Origin of the sequence: Kitasatospora arboriphila (genome assembly GCF_039528095.1) — a bacterium.
GTDB lineage: Bacteria > Actinomycetota > Actinomycetes > Streptomycetales > Streptomycetaceae > Kitasatospora > Kitasatospora arboriphila.
This window is the reverse complement of the sequence record NZ_BAAALD010000023.1, coordinates 1-22,448: the sequence shown is the minus strand read 5'-3', so window position 1 is coordinate 22,448 and position 22,448 is coordinate 1. Positions and strand designations below refer to the sequence as shown.

General features: G+C 71.3%; 11 protein-coding genes and 1 pseudogene. 7 read left to right on the top strand and 5 right to left on the bottom strand.

The genetic code is table 11. From position 1 onward, the window contains the following. Nucleotides 1-95: 95 nt before the first annotated feature. The gene (locus tag ABD353_RS14440; RefSeq protein ID WP_344623973.1) at nucleotides 96-866 is read left to right on the top strand and encodes an RDD family protein; all 771 of its coding nucleotides are present in this window, start codon (nucleotides 96-98) and stop codon (nucleotides 864-866) included. Nucleotides 867-924: 58 nt separating this feature from the next. On the opposite strand, the gene dnaE is transcribed toward ABD353_RS14440, so the two are convergent. Beyond that, a complete protein-coding gene (gene dnaE / locus ABD353_RS14435; protein ID WP_344623972.1) occupies nucleotides 925-4,458 on the bottom strand; it encodes a DNA polymerase III subunit alpha in 3,534 nt (1,177 codons plus the stop codon). Nucleotides 4,459-4,739: 281 nt separating this feature from the next. On the opposite strand from dnaE, the gene ABD353_RS14430 reads away from it, so the two are divergent. Beyond that, nucleotides 4,740-5,330 carry a hypothetical protein gene (locus ABD353_RS14430; RefSeq protein WP_344623971.1) on the top strand — a complete coding sequence of 197 codons (591 nt, stop codon included), beginning with the start codon at nucleotides 4,740-4,742 and terminating at the stop codon, nucleotides 5,328-5,330. Between the two features lie 77 nt (nucleotides 5,331-5,407). Then, a complete protein-coding gene (locus tag ABD353_RS14425) occupies nucleotides 5,408-6,745 on the top strand; it encodes a DUF2252 domain-containing protein (RefSeq protein ID WP_344623970.1) in 1,338 nt (445 codons plus the stop codon). A gap of 85 nt (nucleotides 6,746-6,830) precedes the next feature. Here the strand turns inward: ABD353_RS14425 and ABD353_RS14420 are convergent, their stop codons facing one another. Next, nucleotides 6,831-9,134: a trypsin-like serine protease gene (locus tag ABD353_RS14420; RefSeq protein ID WP_344623969.1), complete on the bottom strand. Its 2,304-nt coding sequence runs from the start codon at nucleotides 9,132-9,134 to the stop codon at nucleotides 6,831-6,833. Nucleotides 9,135-9,468: 334 nt separating this feature from the next. Between ABD353_RS14420 and ABD353_RS14415 the strand changes: the two genes are divergently transcribed. Both ABD353_RS14415 and ABD353_RS14410 read left to right on the top strand, forming a co-directional pair. Continuing rightward, entirely contained in the window at nucleotides 9,469-13,455 is a 3,987-nt protein-coding gene (locus tag ABD353_RS14415; protein WP_344623968.1) for a polymorphic toxin-type HINT domain-containing protein, read from the top strand. An 80-nt stretch (nucleotides 13,456-13,535) separates the two neighbouring features. Then, nucleotides 13,536-13,811: a hypothetical protein gene (locus tag ABD353_RS14410; protein WP_344623967.1), complete on the top strand. Its 276-nt coding sequence runs from the start codon at nucleotides 13,536-13,538 to the stop codon at nucleotides 13,809-13,811. Nucleotides 13,812-14,291: 480 nt separating this feature from the next. Here the strand turns inward: ABD353_RS14410 and ABD353_RS14405 are convergent, their stop codons facing one another. Together ABD353_RS14405 and ABD353_RS14400 are read right to left on the bottom strand one after the other, a co-directional pair. Continuing rightward, a complete protein-coding gene (locus ABD353_RS14405) occupies nucleotides 14,292-14,876 on the bottom strand; it encodes a dienelactone hydrolase family protein (protein ID WP_344623966.1) in 585 nt (194 codons plus the stop codon). 134 nt (nucleotides 14,877-15,010) lie between these two features. Further along, nucleotides 15,011-17,308 (bottom strand): M9 family metallopeptidase, encoded by a 2,298-nt coding sequence (locus ABD353_RS14400; protein ID WP_344623965.1) that lies wholly within the window; start codon nucleotides 17,306-17,308, stop codon nucleotides 15,011-15,013. A gap of 277 nt (nucleotides 17,309-17,585) precedes the next feature. On the opposite strand from ABD353_RS14400, the gene ABD353_RS14395 reads away from it, so the two are divergent. Then, a complete protein-coding gene (locus ABD353_RS14395) occupies nucleotides 17,586-19,250 on the top strand; it encodes an alkaline phosphatase D family protein (RefSeq protein WP_344623964.1) in 1,665 nt (554 codons plus the stop codon). Here ABD353_RS14395 and ABD353_RS14390 read toward each other — a convergent pair. Then, the gene (locus ABD353_RS14390; protein WP_344623963.1) at nucleotides 19,193-21,925 is read right to left on the bottom strand and encodes an MXAN_6230/SCO0854 family RING domain-containing protein; all 2,733 of its coding nucleotides are present in this window, start codon (nucleotides 21,923-21,925) and stop codon (nucleotides 19,193-19,195) included. The genes ABD353_RS14395 and ABD353_RS14390 overlap by 58 nt on opposite strands. Nucleotides 21,926-22,288: 363 nt before the next feature. On the opposite strand from ABD353_RS14390, the pseudogene ABD353_RS40710 reads away from it, so the two are divergent. Beyond that, a pseudogene (locus tag ABD353_RS40710) lies at nucleotides 22,289-22,448 on the top strand (DUF4097 family beta strand repeat-containing protein); the annotation flags it as partial.

The window sequence follows — 22,448 nt, the reverse complement described above, 5'->3', positions numbered from 1 at the left end:
CCGCCCCCACCGGTAACGATTCACCGATCCCCGCACCCGCTCCCGGTCGTCCTCGGTACAACAGGCGTACGACCTATCACCGGGAGCCCGCACACGTGAGCACCAACCACCCGTCGGGATACGGGTATCCGACGGACCCTCAGCAGAACCCCTACGCGCAGCAGGCCGGCCACCAGCCGCCGCCCGCCCCCGGCTACGGTGCGCCGCCCCCTCCCCCGCCCGGACCGCCCGGCTACGGGCCCGGCGGTTACGCGCAGCCCGGAAGCACCGCCCCGGGGTACGGCGCACCCGGCCACGGCGTCCCGGGACAGGGCACCCCCGGGTACGGTGCGCCCGGGTACGGCACCCCCGGTTACGGCACCCCCGGTTACGGTGCGCCGGGGTACGGGCAGCCGCCGCAGGTGCTGCCGCACTGGCTCACTCCGGCCGGACCGCCCGGCGTGCCGCAGGCGCCGGGGAGCCGTGTCCTGGCCCCGCCCGGGGAGCGCCTGGTGGCCCGCCTGATCGACCTCGCGATCCAGCTGATCCCGGCCGTCATCCTCTACGCCCTGCTCGGGGAGTGGCTCGGGAACCTCTTCGTCGGCCTGCTGGCCTTCGCGTACGAAGCGGCGCTGATGGTCACCCAGCACGGCCAGACGGTCGGCAAGAAGGCGATGAGGCTGCGCGTGGTGGACGCCGCGACCGGCGGCCGGCCGACCGACAGCGCCCTCTGGGGACGCTCGGCCGTCGCCACCGTGCCCGGCGCCGTGTACTGCATCGGATGGCTGTTCGAGATGCTCGACGCGGCGTGGCAGCTGTGGGACAAACCGCTGCAGCAGTGCTTGCACGACAAGGCCGTGCGGACCGTGGTGGTCAAGGAGGGCTGACCGGCCGAACCCGGGGCTCGGGGAACCACGCGGTTCCCCGAGCCCCTCGGGGTGTCTCTCAGACGGCCAGGCAGCTGGGGCCGAGGAGTTGCTTGAGGTCGCCGAAGAGGGCCGGGTCGGACTTCACCCGGTGCCGGTCCAGCCGCAGGACGGTGGTCTTGTTCCGCCCCTCCAGCCGCAGGCGGACCTCGGTGGTGCCCTTGTGGTGGGTGAGGACCTCGCCGAGGCGGGCGACCAGCGGCGGGGTGATCCGGCCGCTGGGGATGTTGATGACGATCGGTGCCTCGGCGTGCGCGTTGGAGAGGTCCGGGACGGACAGCTCCATGCCCATCAGCCGCGGCACGTCCTCCCGCTTGTCGAGCTTGCCGCGGACGAACACCACGGCGTCCTCGACGAGTTGCGAGGAGACCAGCTGGTAGCTGGCGGGGAAGAACATGCAGTCGATGGAGCCGGCGAGGTCCTCGACGGTGGCGATCGCCCAGGCGTTGCCCTGCTTGGTCATCTTCCGCTGGAGGCCGGAGATGATGCCGCCGATGGTGACGATGGCACCGTCCGGGCGCTCGGCGAGGTCGGCGACGGCGCAGTCGGCCTTGTCGGCGAGGACGTGCTCGATGCCGTGCAGCGGGTGCGAGGAGACGTAGAGGCCGAGCATCTCCCGCTCCTGGGTGAGCAGGAAGGACTTGTCCCACTCCTCCTCGGAGAAGACCACGTCGAGGCCGAAGCTGGGCTCGTCGGAGACGGAGTCGCCGCCGAACAGGTCGAACTGGCCCTCGGCCTCCTTGCGCTTGACGCCGACCACGTTGTCGATCATCGGCTCGAACTGCGCGGTGAGGCCCTTGCGGGTGTGCCCGAGGGAGTCGAACGCGCCGGCCTTGATGAGGGATTCGACCGTCCGCTTGTTGCAGACCACCGACTCGACCTTGTCCAGGAAGTCCGGGAAGGAGGCGAACTTCCCCTTGGACTTGCGGGTGCGGATCATCGACTCGACGACCGGGCCGCCGACGTTGCGGATGGCGGTGAGGCCGAAGCGGACGGTGTCGTTGCCGTGCGGGGTGAAGTCGGCGTCGGACTCGTTGACGTCCGGCGGCAGGACGCTGATGCCCATCTTGCGGGCCTCGTTGAGGTAGACCGCGGACTTGTCCTTGTCGTCCTTGACCGAGGTGAGCAGGCCGGACATGTACTCGGCCGGGTAGTTGGCCTTGAGGTAGGCCGTCCAGTAGGAGACCAGTCCGTAGCCGGCGGTGTGGGCCTTGTTGAACGCGTAGCCGGAGAAGGGGACGAGGACGTCCCACACGGCCTGGATCGCGGCGTCGGAGTAGCCGTGCTCGCGGCAGCCCTTCTGGAAGGGGACGAACTCCGCCTCCAGGATCTCCTTCTTCTTCTTGCCCATGGCTCGGCGCAGCAGGTCGGCCTGGCCGAGCGAGTAGCCGGCGAGGATCTGCGCGGCCTTCTGGACCTGCTCCTGGTAGACGATCAGGCCGTAGGTGGGCTCGAGGATCTCCTTGAGCGGCTCCTCCAGCTCCGGGTGGATCGGGGTGATCTCCTGCTGGCCGTTCTTGCGCAGCGCGTAGTTGGTGTGCGAGTTGACGCCCATCGGACCGGGGCGGTACAGCGCGAGGACGGCGGAGATGTCCTCGAAGTTGTCGGGCTTCATCAGGCGCAGCAGCGAGCGCATGGGGCCGCCGTCGAGCTGGAAGACGCCGAGCGTGTCGCCGCGGGCGAGGAGTTCGTAGGTCGGCTTGTCGTCGAGGGGCAGATCAAGCAGGTTGATCTTGATGCCCTTGTTCTTCTCGATCGCCTTGACGGCGTCGTCCATGATCGTCAGGTTGCGCAGGCCGAGGAAGTCCATCTTGAGAAGGCCGAGGCCCTCGCAGGTGGGGTAGTCGAACTGCGTGATGGTGACGCCGTCGGTGTGCCGGGTCCAGACCGGGATGTGGTCGGTGAGCGGCTCGGCGGACATGATGACGCCTGCGGCGTGCACGCCGGGCTGGCGGATCAGGCCCTCGATGCCGCGGGCGGTGTCGATGACCTTGCGGACGTCCGGGTCGGTCTCGTACAGCCCGCGGATCTCGCCGGCCTCGCTGTAGCGGGGGTGCGAGGAGTCGGTGATGCCGGAGAGCGGGATGCCCTTGCCCATGACGTCCGGCGGCATCGCCTTGGTGATCCGGTCGCCCATCGCGTACGGGTAGCCGAGGACGCGCGAGGAGTCCTTGATGGCGGCCTTCGCCTTGATGGTGCCGTACGTGACGATCATGGCGACCTTGTCGGAGCCCCACTTCTCCGTCACGTAGCGGATCACGTCGCCGCGCCGGCGCTCGTCGAAGTCGATGTCGACGTCGGGCATGGAGATGCGCTCGGGGTTGAGGAAGCGCTCGAAGATCAGGCCGTGCGGGATCGGGTCGAGGTCGGTGATGCCCATGGCGTAGGCGACCAGCGAGCCGGCGGCCGAACCACGGCCCGGGCCGACCGCGATGCCCTGCTGCTTGGCCCACATGATGAAGTCGGCGACCACGAGGAAGTACGCCGGGAACCCCATCTGGATGATGGTGTCCATCTCGTACTCGGCGAGCTTCTTGTGCTCCTCGTCGTAGCCGCCCGGGAAGCGCCAGTCCATGCCCTCCCAGACCTTGGACTTGAAGAAGTCCGCCTCGGACTCGAAGCCCTCCGGGATGGGGAAGCGCGGCATCAGGTTCTTGAACTCGAACATGCCGGCGGTGTCGACGCGGGAGGCGACCAGCAGCTGGCTGTTGCGGCAGCCCTCCTGCCAGGCGTCGGAGGTGTCCAGGCCGTACATCTCGGCGGCCGACTTGATGTAGTAGCCGGTGCCGTCGAAGCGGAAGCGGTCCGGGTCGGAGAGGTTCTTGCCGGTCTGCACGCACAGCAGCAGGTCGTGCGCGCCGGCGTCGCCCTCGGTGGTGTAGTGCGAGTCGTTGGTGACCACCGGCGGGATGTTCAGCTTCTTGGAGATCTCCAGGAGGCCGTCGCGGACCCGCTGCTCGATGTCGAGCCCGTGGTCCATCAGCTCCAGGAAGTAGTTCTCCTTGCCGAAGATGTCCTGGTAGTCCGCGGCGGACTTCACCGCCTCGTCGAACTGGCCGAGGCGCAACCGGGTCTGCACCTCGCCGGAGGGGCAGCCGGTGGTGGCCATCAGGCCGGCCGCGTGCTCGGCGATGATCTCCTTGTCCATCCGGGGCCACTTCACCAGCCAGCCCTCGGCGTAGGAGCGCGAGGTCAGCTTGAAGAGGTTGTGCAGACCCTCCTTGTTGCGGGCCCAGATGGTCTTGTGGGTGTAGGCGCCGGACGCCGAGACGTCGTCCTTCTTCTGGTGCGGCTGGCCCCACAGGATGCGCTTGGTGTTGGAGCGGGAGTCCGGGGCGACGTACGCCTCGATGCCGATCACCGGGGTGATGCCGGCGGCGGTGGCCTGCTTGTGGAACTCCGCGGCACCGTACATGTTGCCGTGGTCGGTCATCGCGACGTGGGTCTGCCCGAGCCGCTCGACCTCCTTGAAGAGCTGCTTCAGCCGGGCGGCGCCGTCCAACATCGAGTACTCGGTGTGGACGTGCAGGTGCGCGTACGGCTGGTCGCTCAAGGCGGGGCCTCCGGAGTCTCGGCATGATCGGAACCGGGCGCGAAACAGGTAAGGCCCGAGCCACCCTCAGGGCCCGGACCACGGCTTCCGCGTCGCGGCACCGAGTCTAGTCCCCCGTCGCACCCGCCCCGGGACACGGCACGAATGCTCCACGTTCCCTCACTTTCAGGCGCCGGCGGGTCACGTTCGGCGGTCACCGGGTCACGGAAGGAGACCCGGGGTTCCGGCCCGGCCGTTCACGCCGATAGCCTCTGGCGCACTGACGTGCGAGGAGGGGTTCCATGGCATTCGGCCCGGTGGTGCAGCAGCGGGCGCGAGGCGGAGGGCTGACCGCGATCGGCGTGCTGGCGCTCGTCCAGCTGGCCTCCGAGCTCGGCGTGCTCGCCTACGACATCGCGCAGAAGGGCCCCGGCTACCTGCTGACCGCCCTGGGCATCTCCTACGCGGACTACGTCGACGCGCCGGTCGGCTTCTTCGCCTACGACACCGGCTACTGCGTGGCCCTGGCCGCCCTGGCGATCGGCGCCTTCATGGGCGGCCGCTGGGTCCGCCCGGCGGCCGTCGCGCTGACCTCGGTGACCGGCTTCGCCGCCCTCGGCCAGATCCTGAACCAGGTGGTCTACTCGGCCTCCCGGCGGACCTTCGCCGAGCCGGTCAGCCACCTGTGGCTGAACATGACCCTGCTGCTCACGGTGGGCATCGCGATCGCCGTCGCCGCGATCGTCGGCGCGACGCGCCCGGCCGCCCCGGCCGCCCCCGCCCCGGTAGCCTTCCACCCGTACGTCCCCGCGCAGCGCCAGGCCCACCCGCCGATACCGCCGACGACGCCGCCCGGTCCCCCGTCGGCGCCGCCCGCGCCGCCGAACGCCTGAACCGCGGCCGCCCGCCGCGCGTCCTTCCCCCGCGGACCGGACGGCACCACCGACAGACCGCACCGATTGGAAGGCCCATGCCCGACCAGCCCACCGTCGCCGACCGCGAGCCGGAGCGCGCGGAAACCGTCCTGCGGGTCTTCGACTCCGCGTTCGGGGAGCTGCTGGCGCAGGACCCGGCCGCGTTCCGGGTGAAGTTCCGCAAGATGGCCGCCTCGGCCTTCGCCTTCTACCGGGGCACCGCCGCACTCTTCTACGCCGACCTCACCACCGCCCCGTACCGGGAGTACGGCGCCCGCTTCCTCGACGACCGCACCGGCCGGGTCTGGATCCACGGCGACCTGCACGCCGAGAACTTCGGCACCTACCTGAACGCCGAGGGCCGGCTCGTCTTCAACGTCAACGACTTCGACGAGGCCTACGTCGGCGCCTTCACCTGGGACGTCCAGCGGCTCGCCGCCAGCCTCGCCCTGATCGGCTACGCCAAGGCGCTCTCCGACGACACCATCAGCGGCCTGGTGCGCGCCTTCGCCGCCGCCTACCGCGGCCAGATCGCCGCGCTGGCCGGCAACGGCGACGCCGCCCAGTTCACCCTGGACACCGCGGACGGCCCCATCCTCGACACGCTGCGCCGCGCCCGGCTGCAGACCCGCGTCGAACTGCTCGACGCGGAGACGGTCGTCGAGGGCTGGGACCGCCGGTTCCGGATCGGCGGCGGCGCCTTCCAGCTGGACGCGGACACCCGCACCGAGGTGCTGGCCGCCTTCGAGCGCTACCTGGAGACCCTGCCGCCCGCCTCCCGCACCCGCCCCGACGCGCTGCGCGTCAAGGACGTCTGCGGCCGCCGCGGCATCGGCATCGGCAGCGCCGGCCTGCCCTCGTACAACCTGCTGCTGGAGGGCCACACCGACGCCCTCGAGAACGACGTGATCATCTACATGAAGCAGGGGCAGACGCCGGCCGTCTCCCGGCACGTCACCGACCCGGCGATCCGCGGCTACTTCGAGCACGAGGGGCACCGCACCGTCATCTCGCAGCGCGCCCTGCAGGACCACAGCGACCCGTGGCTCGGGTACACCACCCTGCACGGCCGCGGCCAGCTCGTCGCCGAGGTCTCCCCGTACGCGGCCGACCTCGACTGGACCGACCTCAACGAGCCGGACGACCTGCGCACCGTCACCGAGTACCTCGGCCGGGCCACCGCCACCATGCACGCCGCCGCCGACGAGTCCTCCAGCGGCCACAGCCTCGTCCCGTTCTCCACCGAGCACGCCATCGACAAGGCGATCGCCGCCGACGAGGACGGCTTCACCGGGATGCTCGTCGACTTCGCCCACGCCTACGGCGACCGCGCCCGCCGCGACCACCAGCTCTTCGTCGACCTCTTCCGCAACGGCCGCATCCCGGGGCTGTAGTCCCACCCGCGTCATGCCGAGGGCCCGGGGCCCGGCACGGTTTCCCGTGCCGGGCCACCGGGCCCTCCGGCGTGCTGTCGCCGGATCAGTACTTGGCGAAGTAGCCCGTCAGGTCCACGATGGCGTGGCTGTGCGTGGCGTGGTTGTACAGGTCGATCTGCTTGTCACCGGTGGCGACCGTGGCGTGGACCGAGAGGTTCTGGCCCGCCGAGAAGTTCAGCGAGCTGGACGTCGGGCGCGTGGTGCCGTGCGCGAACAGGGTGAAGAACCCGTCGGCGTCACTGCCGGTGGTGGTGGCGTTCACCACCACGGCGTCCGCGGTGGCAGGCAGGTTGCCGATGGTCGTGACCTGCCCGTAGGCGAGCGGCGCACCGCTGTTCTGCCGGGTGTCCAGCAGACGGCTCGGGCTCGTCGGGTGGAACAGCTCGGTGGCGCTGGGGCTGTAGTAGCCGACCAGGTCCACGATCGCGTTGGTGTTGCCGCCGGAGTTGAAGAGACTGATCTTGCCGCCGGCGCCGATCGGCACGATGGCCTGGTTGGAGATGATCGCGCCGGGCGTGAAGTTGACGTTCGAGGTGCTCGGGCGGGTCGCACCGGTCGGGTGCGCGATGAAGAAGCCGCCCGCGGTGGGCTGGACGGCCGTCAGCGTCACCACGGCCGCGGTGGCGTCGGCCGGGATGTCGTTCTGGCCCGTGATCTGGACGTCCTTGGTGGCACCCGGGCCGAGCGGGCCGCCCGCCGAGCGGGTGTCCAGCAGGCGGACCGGAGTCTTCGGGGCGTACTTGTTCGGCGAGGTCGGGCTGTAGTATCCGGCGACGTCGACGATCGCGTCGAAGTCGCTGGTGGTCGTCCACAGGTAGACCTTGCCGTCCGCGCCGACCGGCGCGGTCACCAGGTTCGCGACGGTCTGGCCCGCGGCGAAGTTGACCGACGAGGTGGTGGGCTTGGCCTTGTCGTTCGGCTCGACCGCGACGAAGCCGGCGGTCGACGGGTTCACGACCGTCACGTTGAGGACCACCGCGCTGGCGCCCTGCGGCAGCTTGAACGGGCCGGTGCTGTCCGGACCGAGGTTCAGCACCTTCTCGTTGCCGCCCTGCCCCGCCACCGGGGCCCAGGTGCGGCCGCCGGCCGAACGGGTGTCCATCACACGGGTGGGAGTGACGGGGGTGTAACCGGACGCCGGGTAGATGCCGGCCTTGTCCTGCAGCCACGTGGCGAGGTCGTCGACCCGGGTGTCGTAGGCACCGCTGTGCTCGGTCTCCTTGGAGTCGAGGCAACCGTTCTGCCAGGACCGGCTGTTGACGGCCACCAGCTCGTAGCGGTACTGGTGCTGGCCGACGGCGGCGTCGGGGGTCAGGTCGATGCCCTTCACGGCCGGGCCGCCGGCGGCACCCTTGCAGACCGGTCCGTTGCCGGGGCCCGGATCCGTGGACTTCGGGGCGAGGTCGATGCCGGTCGGAGCGACCGTACCGACCTGCATCACCGAGCTGCGGCCGAGGTCGTGGGTCCAGTCGTCGGCCGTGCGCTCGAAGCCGCCGACCGTCAGCAGACTCCCGGCCGCCGGGGCGGCAGTCGCGATCTGCATGGGTGTCACGTCGCGGATCGGGGTGGCCAGGCGGGCCAGCACGAGATCGCGGTCGGTGCGCGGAACCAGCTCGACGACGTCGTAGGTGGACGGCAGCGGAGGATCGCTCAGCCGGATCCGGGAGATGGTGGCGGTGGTCTTGTCCGCGGGCGCCCCGGCAGGCACGTCGAGGCCCTGCTCCGGCTTGTCGACGAAGCAGCTCGCGGCGGTGAGGACCCACGACGGGTCGACGAGGGTGCCGGAGCAGCTGCGCTTGTCCCCGACCGTGATCCTCATCATGGTCTCGAGCGGGTCGGTCCGGCCGGGAAGCGTTCCGTGCTCGGGAGGCGGACCCGCGGGAACACCCGCCACGGCACCGGTGATGCGCAGTTCGAGCAGAACGGACCGGGAGGCCGGGTTCGACCCCGCCTCGCCCACGCCGACGGCGGTGTCCGCGGGCACGTCGACCGTCTGGGCCTTGCCGTCGGTGGTGAGGCTGGCCTGCAGGGTACGGCCGGTGGTCTCCAGCCGGAACGTGTCGGGGACGTTCAGCGCGAGGTAGCCGGTGGAGTACGGCGCGGCGAAGCAGACGCGGTGCAATGGAGTCCGCAGAGTACGGCCCCAGACCGCCACCTGGTGCGGCGAGTCGCACGAGGTGTGGGTGATGTGCCCGTCACCGCGGAGCAACGTCGCGCCAGTGGTCTGCAGGATCTCCTGGGCACCCGGGTAGGCGCCGTCCTCCACCGCGAAGGGTGCTGCGGCATTGGCGGCCGGCTCGGAGGCGGCGGCGAGCGGAGCAGGCGCACCGAGAACGGCCGCGGCCAACGCCGTAGTTGCTGCCGGAAGCCATCGGCGTATACGTGGAGCCATCGACTCACTTTCAAATCGGTATGAGGTCTTCCGCTTTTGTTGCATGCGGAGGAGCCGTTGCAACCACCGGATCATAGCGGCCACCAACAACAGACTGTTCCTCAGCGCTGGTTCGACAGAAAGAACATGACGATTCGCCACATGACTGACCGACGGATTGCCGTTGATTCGACTACGGCTTGCCGGACTTGCCATGATTCCTCGCCGGCCGGTTCGACCGGCTCTCACGAATGAGGGGGATTCCTTGCGTTTTGACATATCCCGGACCGCTGGACACGGGAGGAGGTTCTTGGGCGCGCGCAGTGTCGGACGGGTCCTGCCGCTGGCTCTGTTGGCCGGGCTGCTGTCAACTGCGCCGGCAGTGGCGGACGACCCGACTCCGGCCGGCCTGGGCGCCACCGACCGCGGGAAGGTCGTGCAGTTCTGGCAGGACGGCGGACCTGCCGTCAAGGCGGCTGCCGAAGCCGCTCTGATCGCCTCCGGCCAGGACGCGATCGGCACCTTCCTGTCCTCCGGACGGGCCACGGCCCAGGAGCAGGACGACAGGGAGACCGCCCTGCAGATCGTCGCGCAGGGCGGCCGAGCCCTGCGCGAGGCCGCGCAGCACGCCCTGGCGGGCAACGCGCAGGACCTGGACGCGTTCCTCAAGGACGGCTGGCAGAAGCCCTTCGAGGAGGACCAGCTCGTCGAGGCCACCCGGATCGGCGGTGGGCCGGATGCGGGCCGGGGCCTGAAGGAGGCCGCGAACGCGGCGCTGAACGGCTCCGTCGAGCAGGTTCAGAAGTTCCTGAACAAGGATCAGTACGAGCTGCGCGACACGGATGACCTGGTCCGGGTGGCTCAGCTGGAGAGCGCGGGTGGTCCGGCGACGAAGCGTTCCGCGGCTTCGGCGCTGAACTCGTCGATGGCCGACGTCCGCGAGTTCCTGCTGGTGGGCCAGTTCGTGGCGCGCTCGCACGACCAGGAATTCGCGAGCGTCGAGCAGCTCGTCGAGCAGGCGCGGGTGGCCGGCGAGCAGGCCGAGCAGGAGGCGGCGGCGGCCAAGGACGCCTCCGACCGCGCGATCAGCGCAGCCCAGCTCGCGAAGGATGCGGCCGAGCGCGCCGCGGCCGAGCTGCGGGCCGCCCAGGGTGATGCGGCGCGGGCGATCGAGGCCAGCCGGCGCGCGGCCGAGGCGACCCGACGGGCGGCGGACGCTGCCGCGTCCGCGGTCAGTGCGGCACGTAAGGCCGCTGCCGCCGCGCGTCTCGCCAACGTGACCGCCACCAACGCCGCCTCCGCTGCGGCCGACGCGTCCGAGGCAGCCGGCAAGGTCTTGAAGGCGGCTTCGGCGGGCGCGGTGGACGCGGCGACGATCCATCAGGCCGAGTACTACGCGCGGATGTCCTCCACCACGGGTGACTGGGCGAACCGGGCCACGAACGCGGCATCTGCCGTGGAGAAGGTGGCCGATGCGCTCAAGGGCCTGACCGGGTCCTTGAACGCGGCGCTGACGGCCGCGGACGAGGCAGGTACCCTCGCCGAGCGGGCGGGGGCGTCCGCGACTGAGACGAAGGCCGCCGCGGCGTCGGCGCGCCGGTATGCCGCGGAGGCGACCCGAGCGTCCGGCGTCGCATCGCAGTTGGCGTCCGATGCCGGTAAGGCGGCGGCGCAGGCGAGGGACGCCGCGAGGTCGGCGTCCGGTCACGCGAGTGCGGCGGCCCAGGCGGCGCGGGAGGCCACCTCGCACGCGGGGGACGCAGCGCAGGCCACGGAGCAGGCGAGGATCCACTCGGAGGCGGCGAAGGTCGCAGCGAACGCCGCGACCGCGGCCGCGCAGCAGGCCGTCGACATCGAGCGGGCCGCACGCAAGGCGGACGACGAGGAGATCGCTGCGCGTACGATCGCCGGCCGCAATCACGCCGAGGACCTGAGCGCCGCCTACCAGCAGGCACAGGCCGGGGCCGACCGGGTCCAAGCGGAGGCGCGGAAGCTCGGCCAGGACGCCGTCACGCTGGCGGCCCGGGCCGCCCAGCCCGGTGCGGACCTCGGCCAAGTGGTCGCCGACGGCCGGCGGATGGCCGTGGCCACGATGAAGGTCGGTGGCCCCTGGAGCCGTACGGCGGCCGCCTACGCCCTTGCCGGCTCCGACAACGCGATGGCCGACTACGCCCGCACCGGCTGGCAGAACGCCCGCACCAGCGATGAACGCGACCAGATCCACGACATCGTCACCGACACCCCGTACAAGGCGGTGCGCGAGGCGGCGAAGGCCGCGTACAAGGGTGACGCCGCCCAGGTGCACGCGTTCGTGGAGACCGGCCAGCACCAGGCGGCGTTCACCGACTACCAGGTCGAGGCCAGCCGGATCGCCCAGAACAGCGGGCCCGGCGTCAAGCAGGCCGCCGCCGATGCCCTCAACGCCGGCACCCCCAAGGCGCTCGTCGACTTCCTCACCACCGGCCAGTACACGGCACGGGAGACCGACGATCGCGTCCTGGCCGCCCAACTCGCCCAGAACGGCGGAGCCGAGGTCAAAGCAGCAGCCGAAGCCGCCCTCGTCAGCCCGCCCAATGTCCTGCGCACGTTCATCGAGTCCGGCCAGTTCCAGGCACAGCGTCAGGACCAGCTGATCGCGGCACACCTGTCGCAGGTCGCGCAGGCGATCTCGGAGGTGGCCGACATCGCGGCCAGGGCCCGGCAGAGCGCCAGCGAGGCCTTGAGGGTGTACGCGCTGGCGCGCAGCGCTACGGCCGAGGCAGATAAATATGCCGCCCAGGCTCGGACGGATGCGGCGGACGCGGCAACGGCGGCCCAGCACGCCCGGGAGGCGGCGGACAAGGCGGAGGCGTCGGCCAAGAAGGCCGCCGAGCACGCAAAGACGGCGAACCAGGCCCGACAGCGGGCCACCGACAGCGCGAACCAGGCCGCCGATTCCGCTGTCTGGGCCCAGTCGAGTGCCACCGCCGCCGCCACGAGTGCGGCCAAGGCCTATGCCACTGCCGCGGCCGCACAGATCGTCGCCGAACAGGCCGGCAAGGACGCCAAGTCCGTCAACGAAATCTTCCAGAACGCCCTGGCACAGGCCAAGGCAGCGCAGTTTCAGGCGCAGTACGGCCCGGGGTGGAATCCCGTCATGTTGTCGGCTCTGCCGCCTTACATGCGGGGCGTCATCGCCTTCAACAACCTCCCGATAGACCAGAAGCTCAAGGTGGCGATCCAACTCGCCCACCTTGAACTCGACTTGCTCTCGTCACTTCCGATCGTCGGCGTACCTGCCGGCCTGGCCAACTGTGTTGGCTACACCATGGAAACCCAGATGGGTCTTTCGGACGGCTACATGGACGCCGCGCTGTCCTGCGCCAGTACGGTTCCGATCGCCGGGTGGGGAGCGCTGGGGGTCAAGCTCGAGAAGTGGGGGGTACGGGCTTCGAAGATCAGCGAGTCCCTCCAGGGGCTTTTCCGGAAAGCCGACGACCTGCCCCCCTGCGTGACGAAGCCAAACAACAGCTTCCCCGCCGGCACGCTCGTCCTGATGAGTGACGGCACCAGCCGGCCGATCGAGGAAATCCGCACTGGCGACTCGGTGACGGCCACCGACCCCGCGACCGGAACCACGGGGGCGCAGAACGTCGCGGCGACCATCCGCACGCCCGAGGACCGCGACTTCACAGAACTCACGATCAGCGGTCCGGACGGCACGAGCGGGACGGTCACCTCCACCGACCACCACCGTTACTGGTCCCAGAACCGGCACTCCTGGCTCGAAGCCGCGGACCTGGCCACCGACGACACCGTCCGGACCCCGACCGGCCAGGCCGCCCGGATCACCGGCATCCGGCACTGGACGTCCCCGCAGCCCGCCTACAACCTCACGGTCAGCACCGCCCACACGTACTACGTGCTGGCCGGCACCACATCCGTACTCGTCCACAACGAGGACTGCCTGACCGCGATCGCCCTCGGTCTCACCCGGACGGATGACGATCCTTTCCTGATTGACGAGTTCTCGGATTTGGTCAAGGCGCCGTATTACAAGCACTGGCCGGTAGTGAACTGGGAGAACGGGGTCAGGGACGCACTCAAGCCGACCAGCACCACACAGATCCATTTCAATCTGACCCACATCGACGACCCCGCCGCGTGGGCCAAGGCGAACGAGGGCGTAATTTCTCCCGACGGCGACTTCACCGGCTGGGAGCTAGCCATGATCAAGGCAGCGCCACGTTCGGTCAAGGACCGCGTAACCTGGTGGCTCAACGGTAAGAAGGTGCCCGAGCCCGAATGGGTGAGGTAGTGATGGAACCAGCCAACGAATACCGGCCCGTGATACTTCCACTCCAAATCGATCGGTCTTTCCGACCGTGGCGTTACCAGGTGTCCCACCGGACACTCGTGCTGCGCAGTGAGGCCCGCGATGCGGTGCCGCAGGTACTCGACGTGGTCTTCATGAACGTCCTGGCGATGAAGATCAGGCACGACTACCGCCAGCTGGTGATCTCCGAGGCCGACGATCTCGACGAAGCCGCAGACTTCGTCGAGGTTCCCGAGCGGTTCCGTCACAACTACCGGACCTACCAGGTCTCGGACGGGACCCACAGCGGATTCGTGGTCTGCGGAGCCCTGCAGCTCCGCCACGATCCGACGAGTTGATCATGTGACAGGTCGGGCCGCCCTGGGCTGAAGAGGGCGGCCCGATCGCATACCTGGTAACCGGCAACACGACTGCGGCGGCCAGGGAGACGACAGCACGGCCGAGGGTCGCCGCCTCGGGGTTCCGCGCAGGGACGTCGCATCCCGGCGGCACGCGACAGTCCGGTCGGTCTGCAGGTAACGGCCCAGCACCTCCTGCCCAGAGGGCCGCTCCTCCCGGGCCTGCTCGCGGTCGTCTGCAACCTCATCCGTCGCCACCGTGGCGCCATCCGGCTGCCGCGGTCCCGTCCGTTTCGGTCGCGGCTGCTGCGTCGAACTCCTGCCGCCGTTGGCCGGTCCCGTCGTCGGCCCCGGCGAACCCACTGCGCAGCATGAACAACCAGTGCCTACCGCAGGTGCCACGCCCGGCAGGGCAAAGTTCCATACGAACGATCACGCGTGGCTCTGATCAGGCGGCCGACAAGCAGACGGCGACCGCGGTCAGCCGTCCAGCTCCGCGAGGAACGCCAGGGCGGTGGCCCAGGTGCGTTCGGCGGCCTCCTCGTCGTAGTCGGGGAGCTCGGGGTCGGTGTAGATGTGGCCGGCGCCGCGGTAGCGGTGGACCTCGACGTCGGCGCCGGCCTTGGTCATCCGCAGGTACCAGGCGTTCAGCCAGTCCTCCGGCTCGAAGGGGTCGGGCTCGGCGACGTGCAGCTGGACGGCGACGGAGGTGGCGGCGTCGTCGCGGATGTCGGAGGTGCCGTGCAGCAGGAGCAGGCCGGCCGCGTTGGTGTCGGCGAGGGCGAGGTTCTGGGCGAGGGCGGCGCCGAGCGAGAGGCCGGCGTAGACCAGGCCGGGCCCGCCCTGGCCGAGCAGCGGGGCGGCGGCGTGGACGGCGCGGCGCAGCAGTTCGTCGGTGGTGAGCTCGTCCTTGTACGCCATGCCGTCCTCGACGGTGTCGAAGACCCGGCCGTCGTACAGGTCGGGGGTGTGCACCTCGTGTCCGGCGGCGCGGAGCCGGTCGGCCGCGGCGTGGACGGCCGGGCGGAGTCCGTAGGCGGAGTGGAAGAGGACGATCTGGGCCACGGGGTGCTCCTGCGTGCTGGGAGGCGTGCTCGGGGACGGTGCGATCTCCCATGATCCCCCACGGCGCCGGCAAAGGGCGGGCCCGGCCCGCCGGGGTGCGGCGGGCCGGGCGCGGGCGCCGGAGGGCGCGGGTGTCAGGAGGTCTCGACCCAGACCCCGCCGAAGCCCTGCTTGGCGTACAGGCTGACGAAGTTCCAGCCGGCGGGCGGGTTGGTCACGGTGAGCGTCTCGGCGTTGCCGGTGCCGGCCGATCGCGTGGTGTACGCGGTGCTGGTGGCCCAGTTGGTGTTGCTGTAGTAGAGGTCGGCGTCGCCGGTGCCGCCGCCGCTGGTGACGGTGAGGCGGGCGGTGCCGGCCGGGACCCACAGGTAGAGGTAGCGGTGGTCACCGGTGGGCGCGGCGAGGTTGCTGCGGCGGCAGCCCGGCTCCAGGCGGCGGGTGTCGGGGGCGGTGCACTCGGGGCGGCCGCAGCCGGTGGGGGTGCAGCTGCCGAGCCAGCGGTCGAAGTCGGCGTCGTAGCGGGTGCCGATGGTGCCGGTGAGCAGGGTGCGGGCGCCGGCCCAGTCGCCGGTGCGGTAGCGGGCGAGCAGGGTGTCGACGTCGGCCCGGTGCGTCTCGATCATGTAGCGGACGGCCAGGTAGCCCCAGTTGTAGATGCGGGTGGAGTCGGCGTTGTCGTAGGTGGTGTCGAAGAGGGTGCTGAGCCGGTAGGTGTGCTTGCCGGCCTGGGTGAGGGCGTCGGTGTAGGTGGCGCCGCGGTAGGAGTAGGAGACGTACTCGGCGAAGCCCTCCACCCACCAGACGGTCGGGGTGGCGGTGCCGGCCGCGAAGTCGCCGTACATGTCGAACCGGCCGTCGAGGTAGTGGGTGTACTCGTGGTTGAGGTTCCAGATCTGGAAGTCGGGGCGCAGCCACTCGGCCTCGTGGGCGATGAACCGGGGCTGGTTGCCGGCGGCGGAGGGGTCGCCCTCCAGGTACATGCCGCCGTTGTCGGTGCTGATGCCGTAGATGGCTCCGGCGTAGGTGCGGTAGTCGGTGCTGGAGTGGAAGACGACGACCTCGATGGTGGTGTTGCGGTCGCCGGCGACCGGGCCGTTGTCGCGGACGATGCCGTGCACGTAGGCGTCCTGGCCGGCGAGGCTGGTGCAGGTGGCGGTGAGCTGGTCGGCCGTCATCTGCTGGGCGAGGATGCGGATGCTCGGGCTGCAGGTGCGGGTGACGGTGAGGACGGCGGCCTTCAGCCGGTTCGCGAGGTCGCAGGTGCCGTAGTAGGCGCACTGGGCGGCGTCGTACTCGGCGGCCATCTCGGCGAGGCCGACCCAGAGCTGGGCGGTGGGGCCGGTCATCGCGGTGCGGCCGAGCAGGTCCTTGACCAGCGGGCGGACGGCGGCCTGGAGTTCGGGGTGCTGGAGGAAGCGGGCGAGTTCCCGGCCGGCGTTGGAGACGAGGTAGCCGCGGTCGCCGCCGAGCATCCCGAGGTGGGCGGTCGCGAAGGCGCCGAGGGTGTCGAGGACGCCGTGGTCGGCTGCGACGGCGGCGACGAAGTCGGGTGACTGGTGGCCGCGCCAGAGCACCGTGAAGGTGTTGTTGACGGCGTTGAGCATCCACCAGGAGGCGTCGTAGCGGGTGTCGTAGTCGGTGAGCAGGCGCCGGACGACGGCGAGGTAGCGGGCGTTCTCGCCGGAGCTGTCGATCAGGGTGACGGCCTCGGAGAGGGTCTGGCCGTTGGCGTCGGTGACGTCGCGGGAGTGCGGGGCGGCGAAGAAGGCGTCGAGGGCGGCGCGGATCGAGCCCTGCAGGGCGGCGCCGTAGCTGCCGACGTCGCCGGAGTGGTACCACTGCACGTAGTAGCCGGCCCGCAGGTAGAGCACCAGTTGGGCGGCGGAGGTGCTGTTGTCGCCGGGGTAGGCGGTGGAGACGTCCCGCAGGGCGTCGGCGACGGAGACCATCTGGGCCTCGCGGAAGGCGCCGCGGGCGTCCGTGCCGGTGAGGGTGAACAGGGTGTTGATGCAGCCGGTGTCGGCGGCCTTCACGGCCTGGACGAGGGCGGCGCCGGTGCGGCCGGTGAAGTCGCCGACCGAGCAGGCGGCGGCCGCGGTGCGGGGTGCGACGGCGCTGCGGGGTTCGGCGGTCGAGGGTGCGGTTCGGGGCTTGTCCCGCCGGGTGGCGGCGGCGTCGTAGGCGGGCTGGGGGGCCCGTTCGGCGGGGCGGGAGAGGGCGGCCTCGGCGGGGGCGAGGGCGGTCTCGGGCCGCTGGACGGTGGCCGGGCTCGGGGCCGGGCCGGAACGGCTGGTGGTGCCGGGGTGCTGCGGAGTGCTCGGGGCGGCTTCGCTCTCGGTGGAGAGCAGCAGACCGAGCGTCAGGCAGCAGACGAGCGCGAGGGCGAGCCACCGCAGGGCGCGCAGGGGCGAGGGTGTCCGGGAGGTGTGCACGTGGGGGCCTCCGGGCCGGGTGAAGTGGCCGCGTGGGGGCGGCCGTTGACGGTGACGGGCAGGGCGGAGCGATCCGCACGGCTCCGCTGCCCGTGAAGGTGTGACATGTACAATTGCACGCGTCACATGGCATGGGAAGTCCCCACGCAGACTCAAGTTCGCTCCACAGAGGCCCAGTTGGGCCTGAGCTGCGGAGAAGCGGCGTGGACATGAAGAGTCAGGGAATAGTCGTCCCAAAGTATGGACATCTGATTACCAGCCAGTAGCCTCTGACGCTGTGACAGAGACCACCGACTCCGTGTCCCCCGCCGCCGCCCGGCCGCGCCGCCGCCGGGTGCTGAAGGCCGCCGCCCTCACCGCCGGCGCGGCCGTCCTGCCGATCGCCGCGGGCACCGCGCCGGCCACCGCCGCCACCGCTCCGCAGTTCCTGCACGGCGTCGCCTCCGGCGACCCGCTCGCCGACGGCGTCGTGCTCTGGACGAGAGTGACGCCCACCCCGGACGCCGTCCCCGGCTCCGGCGCCGGCCCGGCCACCGACGTGGTCTGGCAGATCGCCACCGACAAGTCCTTCACCTCGGTGCGCGCCAGCGGCACGGTCACCACCGCCGCCGCCACCGACCACACGGTCAAGGTGGACGTCCGCGGCCTGACCGCCGACACCGTCTACTGGTACCGGTTCACCGCCGGCGGGGTCTCCTCCCCCGTCGGCCGCACCCGCACCGCCCCCGCCGCCGACGCCGCCCTCGACCGGCTGCGGCTCGGCGTCGCCTCCTGCGCCAACTGGGAGGCCGGCTACTTCTCCGCGTACCGCCACCTCGCCGCCCGCGGCGACCTCGACGTCTTCCTCTTCCTCGGCGACTACATCTACGAGTACAAGACCGGCGAGTTCTGCGCCGCCGGCAAGGTCGTCCGCCCGCACGACCCCGCGCACGAGATCACCACCCTCGCCGACTACCGCACCCGGCACGGCAGGTACAAGACCGACCCGGACCTGCAGGGCCTGCACGCGATCGTGCCGACCGTCGCCATCTGGGACGACCACGAGTTCGCCAACGACGCGTGGTCCGGCGGCGCCGAGAACCACACCCCCGGCACCGAGGGCGACTGGTCCGCGCGGATGGCCGCCGCCAAGCAGGCCTACTTCGAGTGGATGCCCGTCCGCCCGTCGATCGCCGGCACCACCTACCGCCGGCTGCGCTACGGCAAGCTCGCCGACCTGCACCTGCTCGACCTGCGGTCGTTCCGCTCCCAGCAGGTCAAGGTCGGCAGCGGCGACGTCGACTCCGCCGACCGCACCATGACCGGCCGCGCCCAGCTCGACTGGCTGAAGTCCGGTCTCTCCGCCTCCGACACCACCTGGCGGCTCATCGGCAACGAGGTGATGATCTCCCCCGTCGCCTTCCTGTCGCTGCCGGACTACCTGCTTCGGCCGATCGCCAAGCTGCTCGGCCTGCCCGGCGAGGGCCTCGCGATCAACCCGGACCAGTGGGACGGCTACACCCACGACCGCCGCGAGCTCCTCGGCCACCTGAAGAACAACGGCATCGGCAACACCGTCTTCCTCACCGGCGACATCCACTCGGCCTGGGCCGCGGACGTCCCGAGCGAGGCCGCCACCTACCCGGCCTCGGGCAGCGTCGCCACCGAGTTCGTCGTCACCTCCGTCAGTTCCGACAACATCGACGACTTCCTCAAGGTCGCCCCGCAGACCCTCTCGCTGGTCGCGGCCGCCGCCATCCAGGCGGCCAACCGCCACATCAAGTGGGTCGACCTCGACTCGCACGGCTACGGCGTCCTCGACATCACCCCGCAGGCCGTGCAGATGGACTACTACATCCTCTCCGACCGCACCCGGCGCGACGCCACCACCAAGTGGACCCGCTCCTACCGCACCCGCACCGGTACCCAGCAGGTCGAACGGGTCTGGTCCCCCGTCAAGTGACCCAGACGCGCCCGCCCGCGGCAGGAGAGGCCGCGGGCGAGCAGGTCGCCGGCGGTGAGCCGTTCGACCTCTTCGGGGGCGGCGTCGAAGGGGCCCGGGTAGAGGCGGTAGGCGGAGCCGGACAGCTTCTCCGGGGCGGGGACGTCGCCGTCCACCAGGGTGACGAACGCCCGGGTGCCGGCCAGGCGTTCGGTGGCGGTGGCCCGCTCGGCGGCGTCCGCTCCCACCAGCTGCCGCAGGCGGGCGGCGAAGTCCTCCACCGGCTCGCCCTCGTGGCGGCGCCAGCTGCGCAGCCCCGCGCCGTCCCGGCCGCGGACGAGCACCTCGTCGGCGCCGGCGGCTGCCTGCGCGACGGCGAGGTCCCAGAGGGTGGCCCGGTTGCCCGGGGAGAAGTGGTCGAGGACGTCCTTGGAGAGCCGGCCGACCTCCTCGCTGTACCGGCGGACGCTGTGGAAGCCGCCGTCCGCCCCGGTGTTGAGGTCCGTCCAGGTGTAGCGGCGGTCCTCCAGGTCGACGATCATCGGGACGCAGACCTTGGCGTCGCCCATCAGGTCGAGTCGCTGCCGGACGGCCTTCGGGTCGTAGTGGCCGACGCCGCGGTCGGCCGCGGAGAGCTGGATGAAGCCCGCGAAGGCGTCGGTGAGCTGCTCGAAGGCGACGTCGTTGTAGCTGAAAACGATCATCACCGCGTAGCGGCTGCCGGCGGCGGCGAGCCGGCCGAGGTCCAGGTCGACGAACTCGGTGGCCCCGTGCGGCGGCGGCGCGGAGACGAAGTCCCCGGAGTGGACGGCCGCCCGGTCGCCGTGCACCAGCTCGGTGTAGTCGCACAGCCCGGTGAACCGCCACTCGGCGTCGTACAGCGCGACCGAGAGGTCGAGGTCCACCCGCAGGTGCTCGGGCTGCATCCAGTGCAGGAACAGCCGCAGGCGCTCGCCCGCGGGCAGGCGCTGCCGGCTGCCGCGCGGGACGGCGACCAGGGTCTTGGCGGCGGCCCGCTCGGCGAACGGCACCACCAGGTCGGCGAGGCCCTCGTCGATCAGGGCGAGGTCGTAGCGCTCCCCCGCGCACCGCCGCAGCAGTTCGGTCTCCACGGACTCGACGACCGGGCGGGCGAGTTCGGCCGGGACGACGGCGCCGTGGTCCTCCCGGGCGTGCGCCAGGGAGACGGTGCCGCGCGGGAAGTACAGCCGGCGCTCGCCCTGTTCGCGGTGGCCGCGCAGCCGGCCGTAGGCGCCGAGCAGCGGGCCGGGGGCGGCGCCGCGCAGGGCGTCGGTGACGGTGCGCAGCACGTCCGCGGGCAGCGGTTCGCCGGGGGCGGTGGCGGCCTGCACCCGGAGCAGGTGGTGCAGGCGGCGGGCGAGTTCGCCGGGCCGGGCTGCCAGGGTGCGGGCCGGGCCGGCGACGTCCACGGCGGCGAGCCGGGACTCGGCCCGGCCTGCGAAGCCGGTGAAGCCGAGCCTGGTGCGTCCGCCGGTCTCCACCACCCGCAGCGGGTGCGGCGGTTCGGCGAACCCGGCGCCGACCGGGTGCTCCCGCAGGTCGGTCTCCCGCAGCAGCACGAAGGCCGCGGCGATCGTCGGGTAGCGGTTCCGGTACTCGTACGGGTGGAGGAGTTCGCCGGCACGCAGCCAGGCGGAGCGGTGGCGGCGCAGGTCCTCGGCGAGCGAGGGCAGCGGCAGGCCGTCGAGGATCGCCAGCAGGCCGCGGCGCAGCGGGCGGGGCAGGTTGCGCAGCCGTAGCCGCCGGGCGGTGGCGGGCAGCAGGTCGGGCTCGGCGCCGGACCAGGACCAGAGCAGCCGCAGCACGTCGGTGGCGGTGTCGATCCGTTCGGCGAGCACCGGCAGGGCGCCGTCCGGGTCGCGGCGCAGCAGGGCGGTGAGGACGACGGCCTTGGTCTCGCGGACGGGGATCTGCGCGGGGAGGCGCATCGCCAGGTCGTCGGGGGCGAGGGCGAGCAGCGCGGCGAGGTCCTCGCGGTCCTGCGGGTCGAGCGGGGTGCGGCGGGCGAGCAGCCGGGTCAGTTCGGCCAGTGCGACGTCGAGGGTCTCGCCCTCGGCGAGGCGCAGCGGGCGGAGCGTCTGCTCGCCGCCGAACTCCTCGGCGGCCTTGCGGCCGGCCGGGTTGTCCTCGCCGAGCCAGGGTTCGTCGGCGAGCGGGGTGGCGCACAACGGGCAGCGGTCGCCGCGCCCTTGGGCCGTCAGGCCGTGGTGGCAGCCGGGGCAGAGCAGGTGTGCGCAGGGGGCGAGTGCGGCGATGCCCGCCTCGGCGCCGACCCGGCCGCAGTGCGCGCAGGGCTGGCGCGGCTGGTTGAGCAGGAAAGCGCGGATGCTGCGCGAGTAGAGGATGTGCGCGTGGTCGGGCACCGCGTCCGGGAACCGGTGGAACAGGGTGAGGTGCCGGCGGTCGGCGCCGAGCCGGTGGTCGATCCGGGCGAGCAGTCCGCTGCCGACGGCGGCCAGCGCGGTGGGTGTGAGCCGGGCCAGGGCGGCGCGCAGGCCGGCGGTGAGCAGGTGGCCGCGCTGGGCGAGGTCGGCGTCCAGGGCGACCAGGCCGGCGGTGCTCCAGGGGTCCGCGGCGGGCAGCAGGCCCGCGGTCGGGACACAGACGGCTCCGCGGCGGCGGAGCAGGAACGAATCGAGGTCGACGTCGACGTCAGCCGAGGCGACTCGGGTCATACGGAGAATCCCCCGGGGGATGCGAAGGCGGGAGAGGAAGAGGGGGGCGGAGAGGGGGCACGCTGGTTCTTTTCGAGGAGGAAGGAGAAGGAAGCACGCCGCGGAGCCGCCCGCATCCGCGACCCTAGTGCAGCCCCGCCCGGGCCCGCCAGCGATTTACCGCCCGCGCCGCGCATAGCGTTCACTTCCCATCCATTGCAACGAATGTCGACTGCGCTCATTGCATTCAACCTGCAACCGTTGCAATGATTTCCCGTCATCAACCTGCAGTGACGCCATTTCTTCGCAACAGGCTTGTTGCCACATCCATGAACGCAACGTAGCGTTTCCGGCATCAGAAACAACAAGCCGAAGGAACGCACGATGCAGAAGTTCGACACCCCCGCCCCGATCGCCGTCGTCCTGGACATCCCCGCGGGACGCCTCCGGGTGGTCGCGGCCGACCGGGCCGACACCGTCGTCGAGGTGCTGCCCGCGGACGCCGCCAAGGGCCGCGACGTGAAGGCGGCCGAGCTGATCGAGG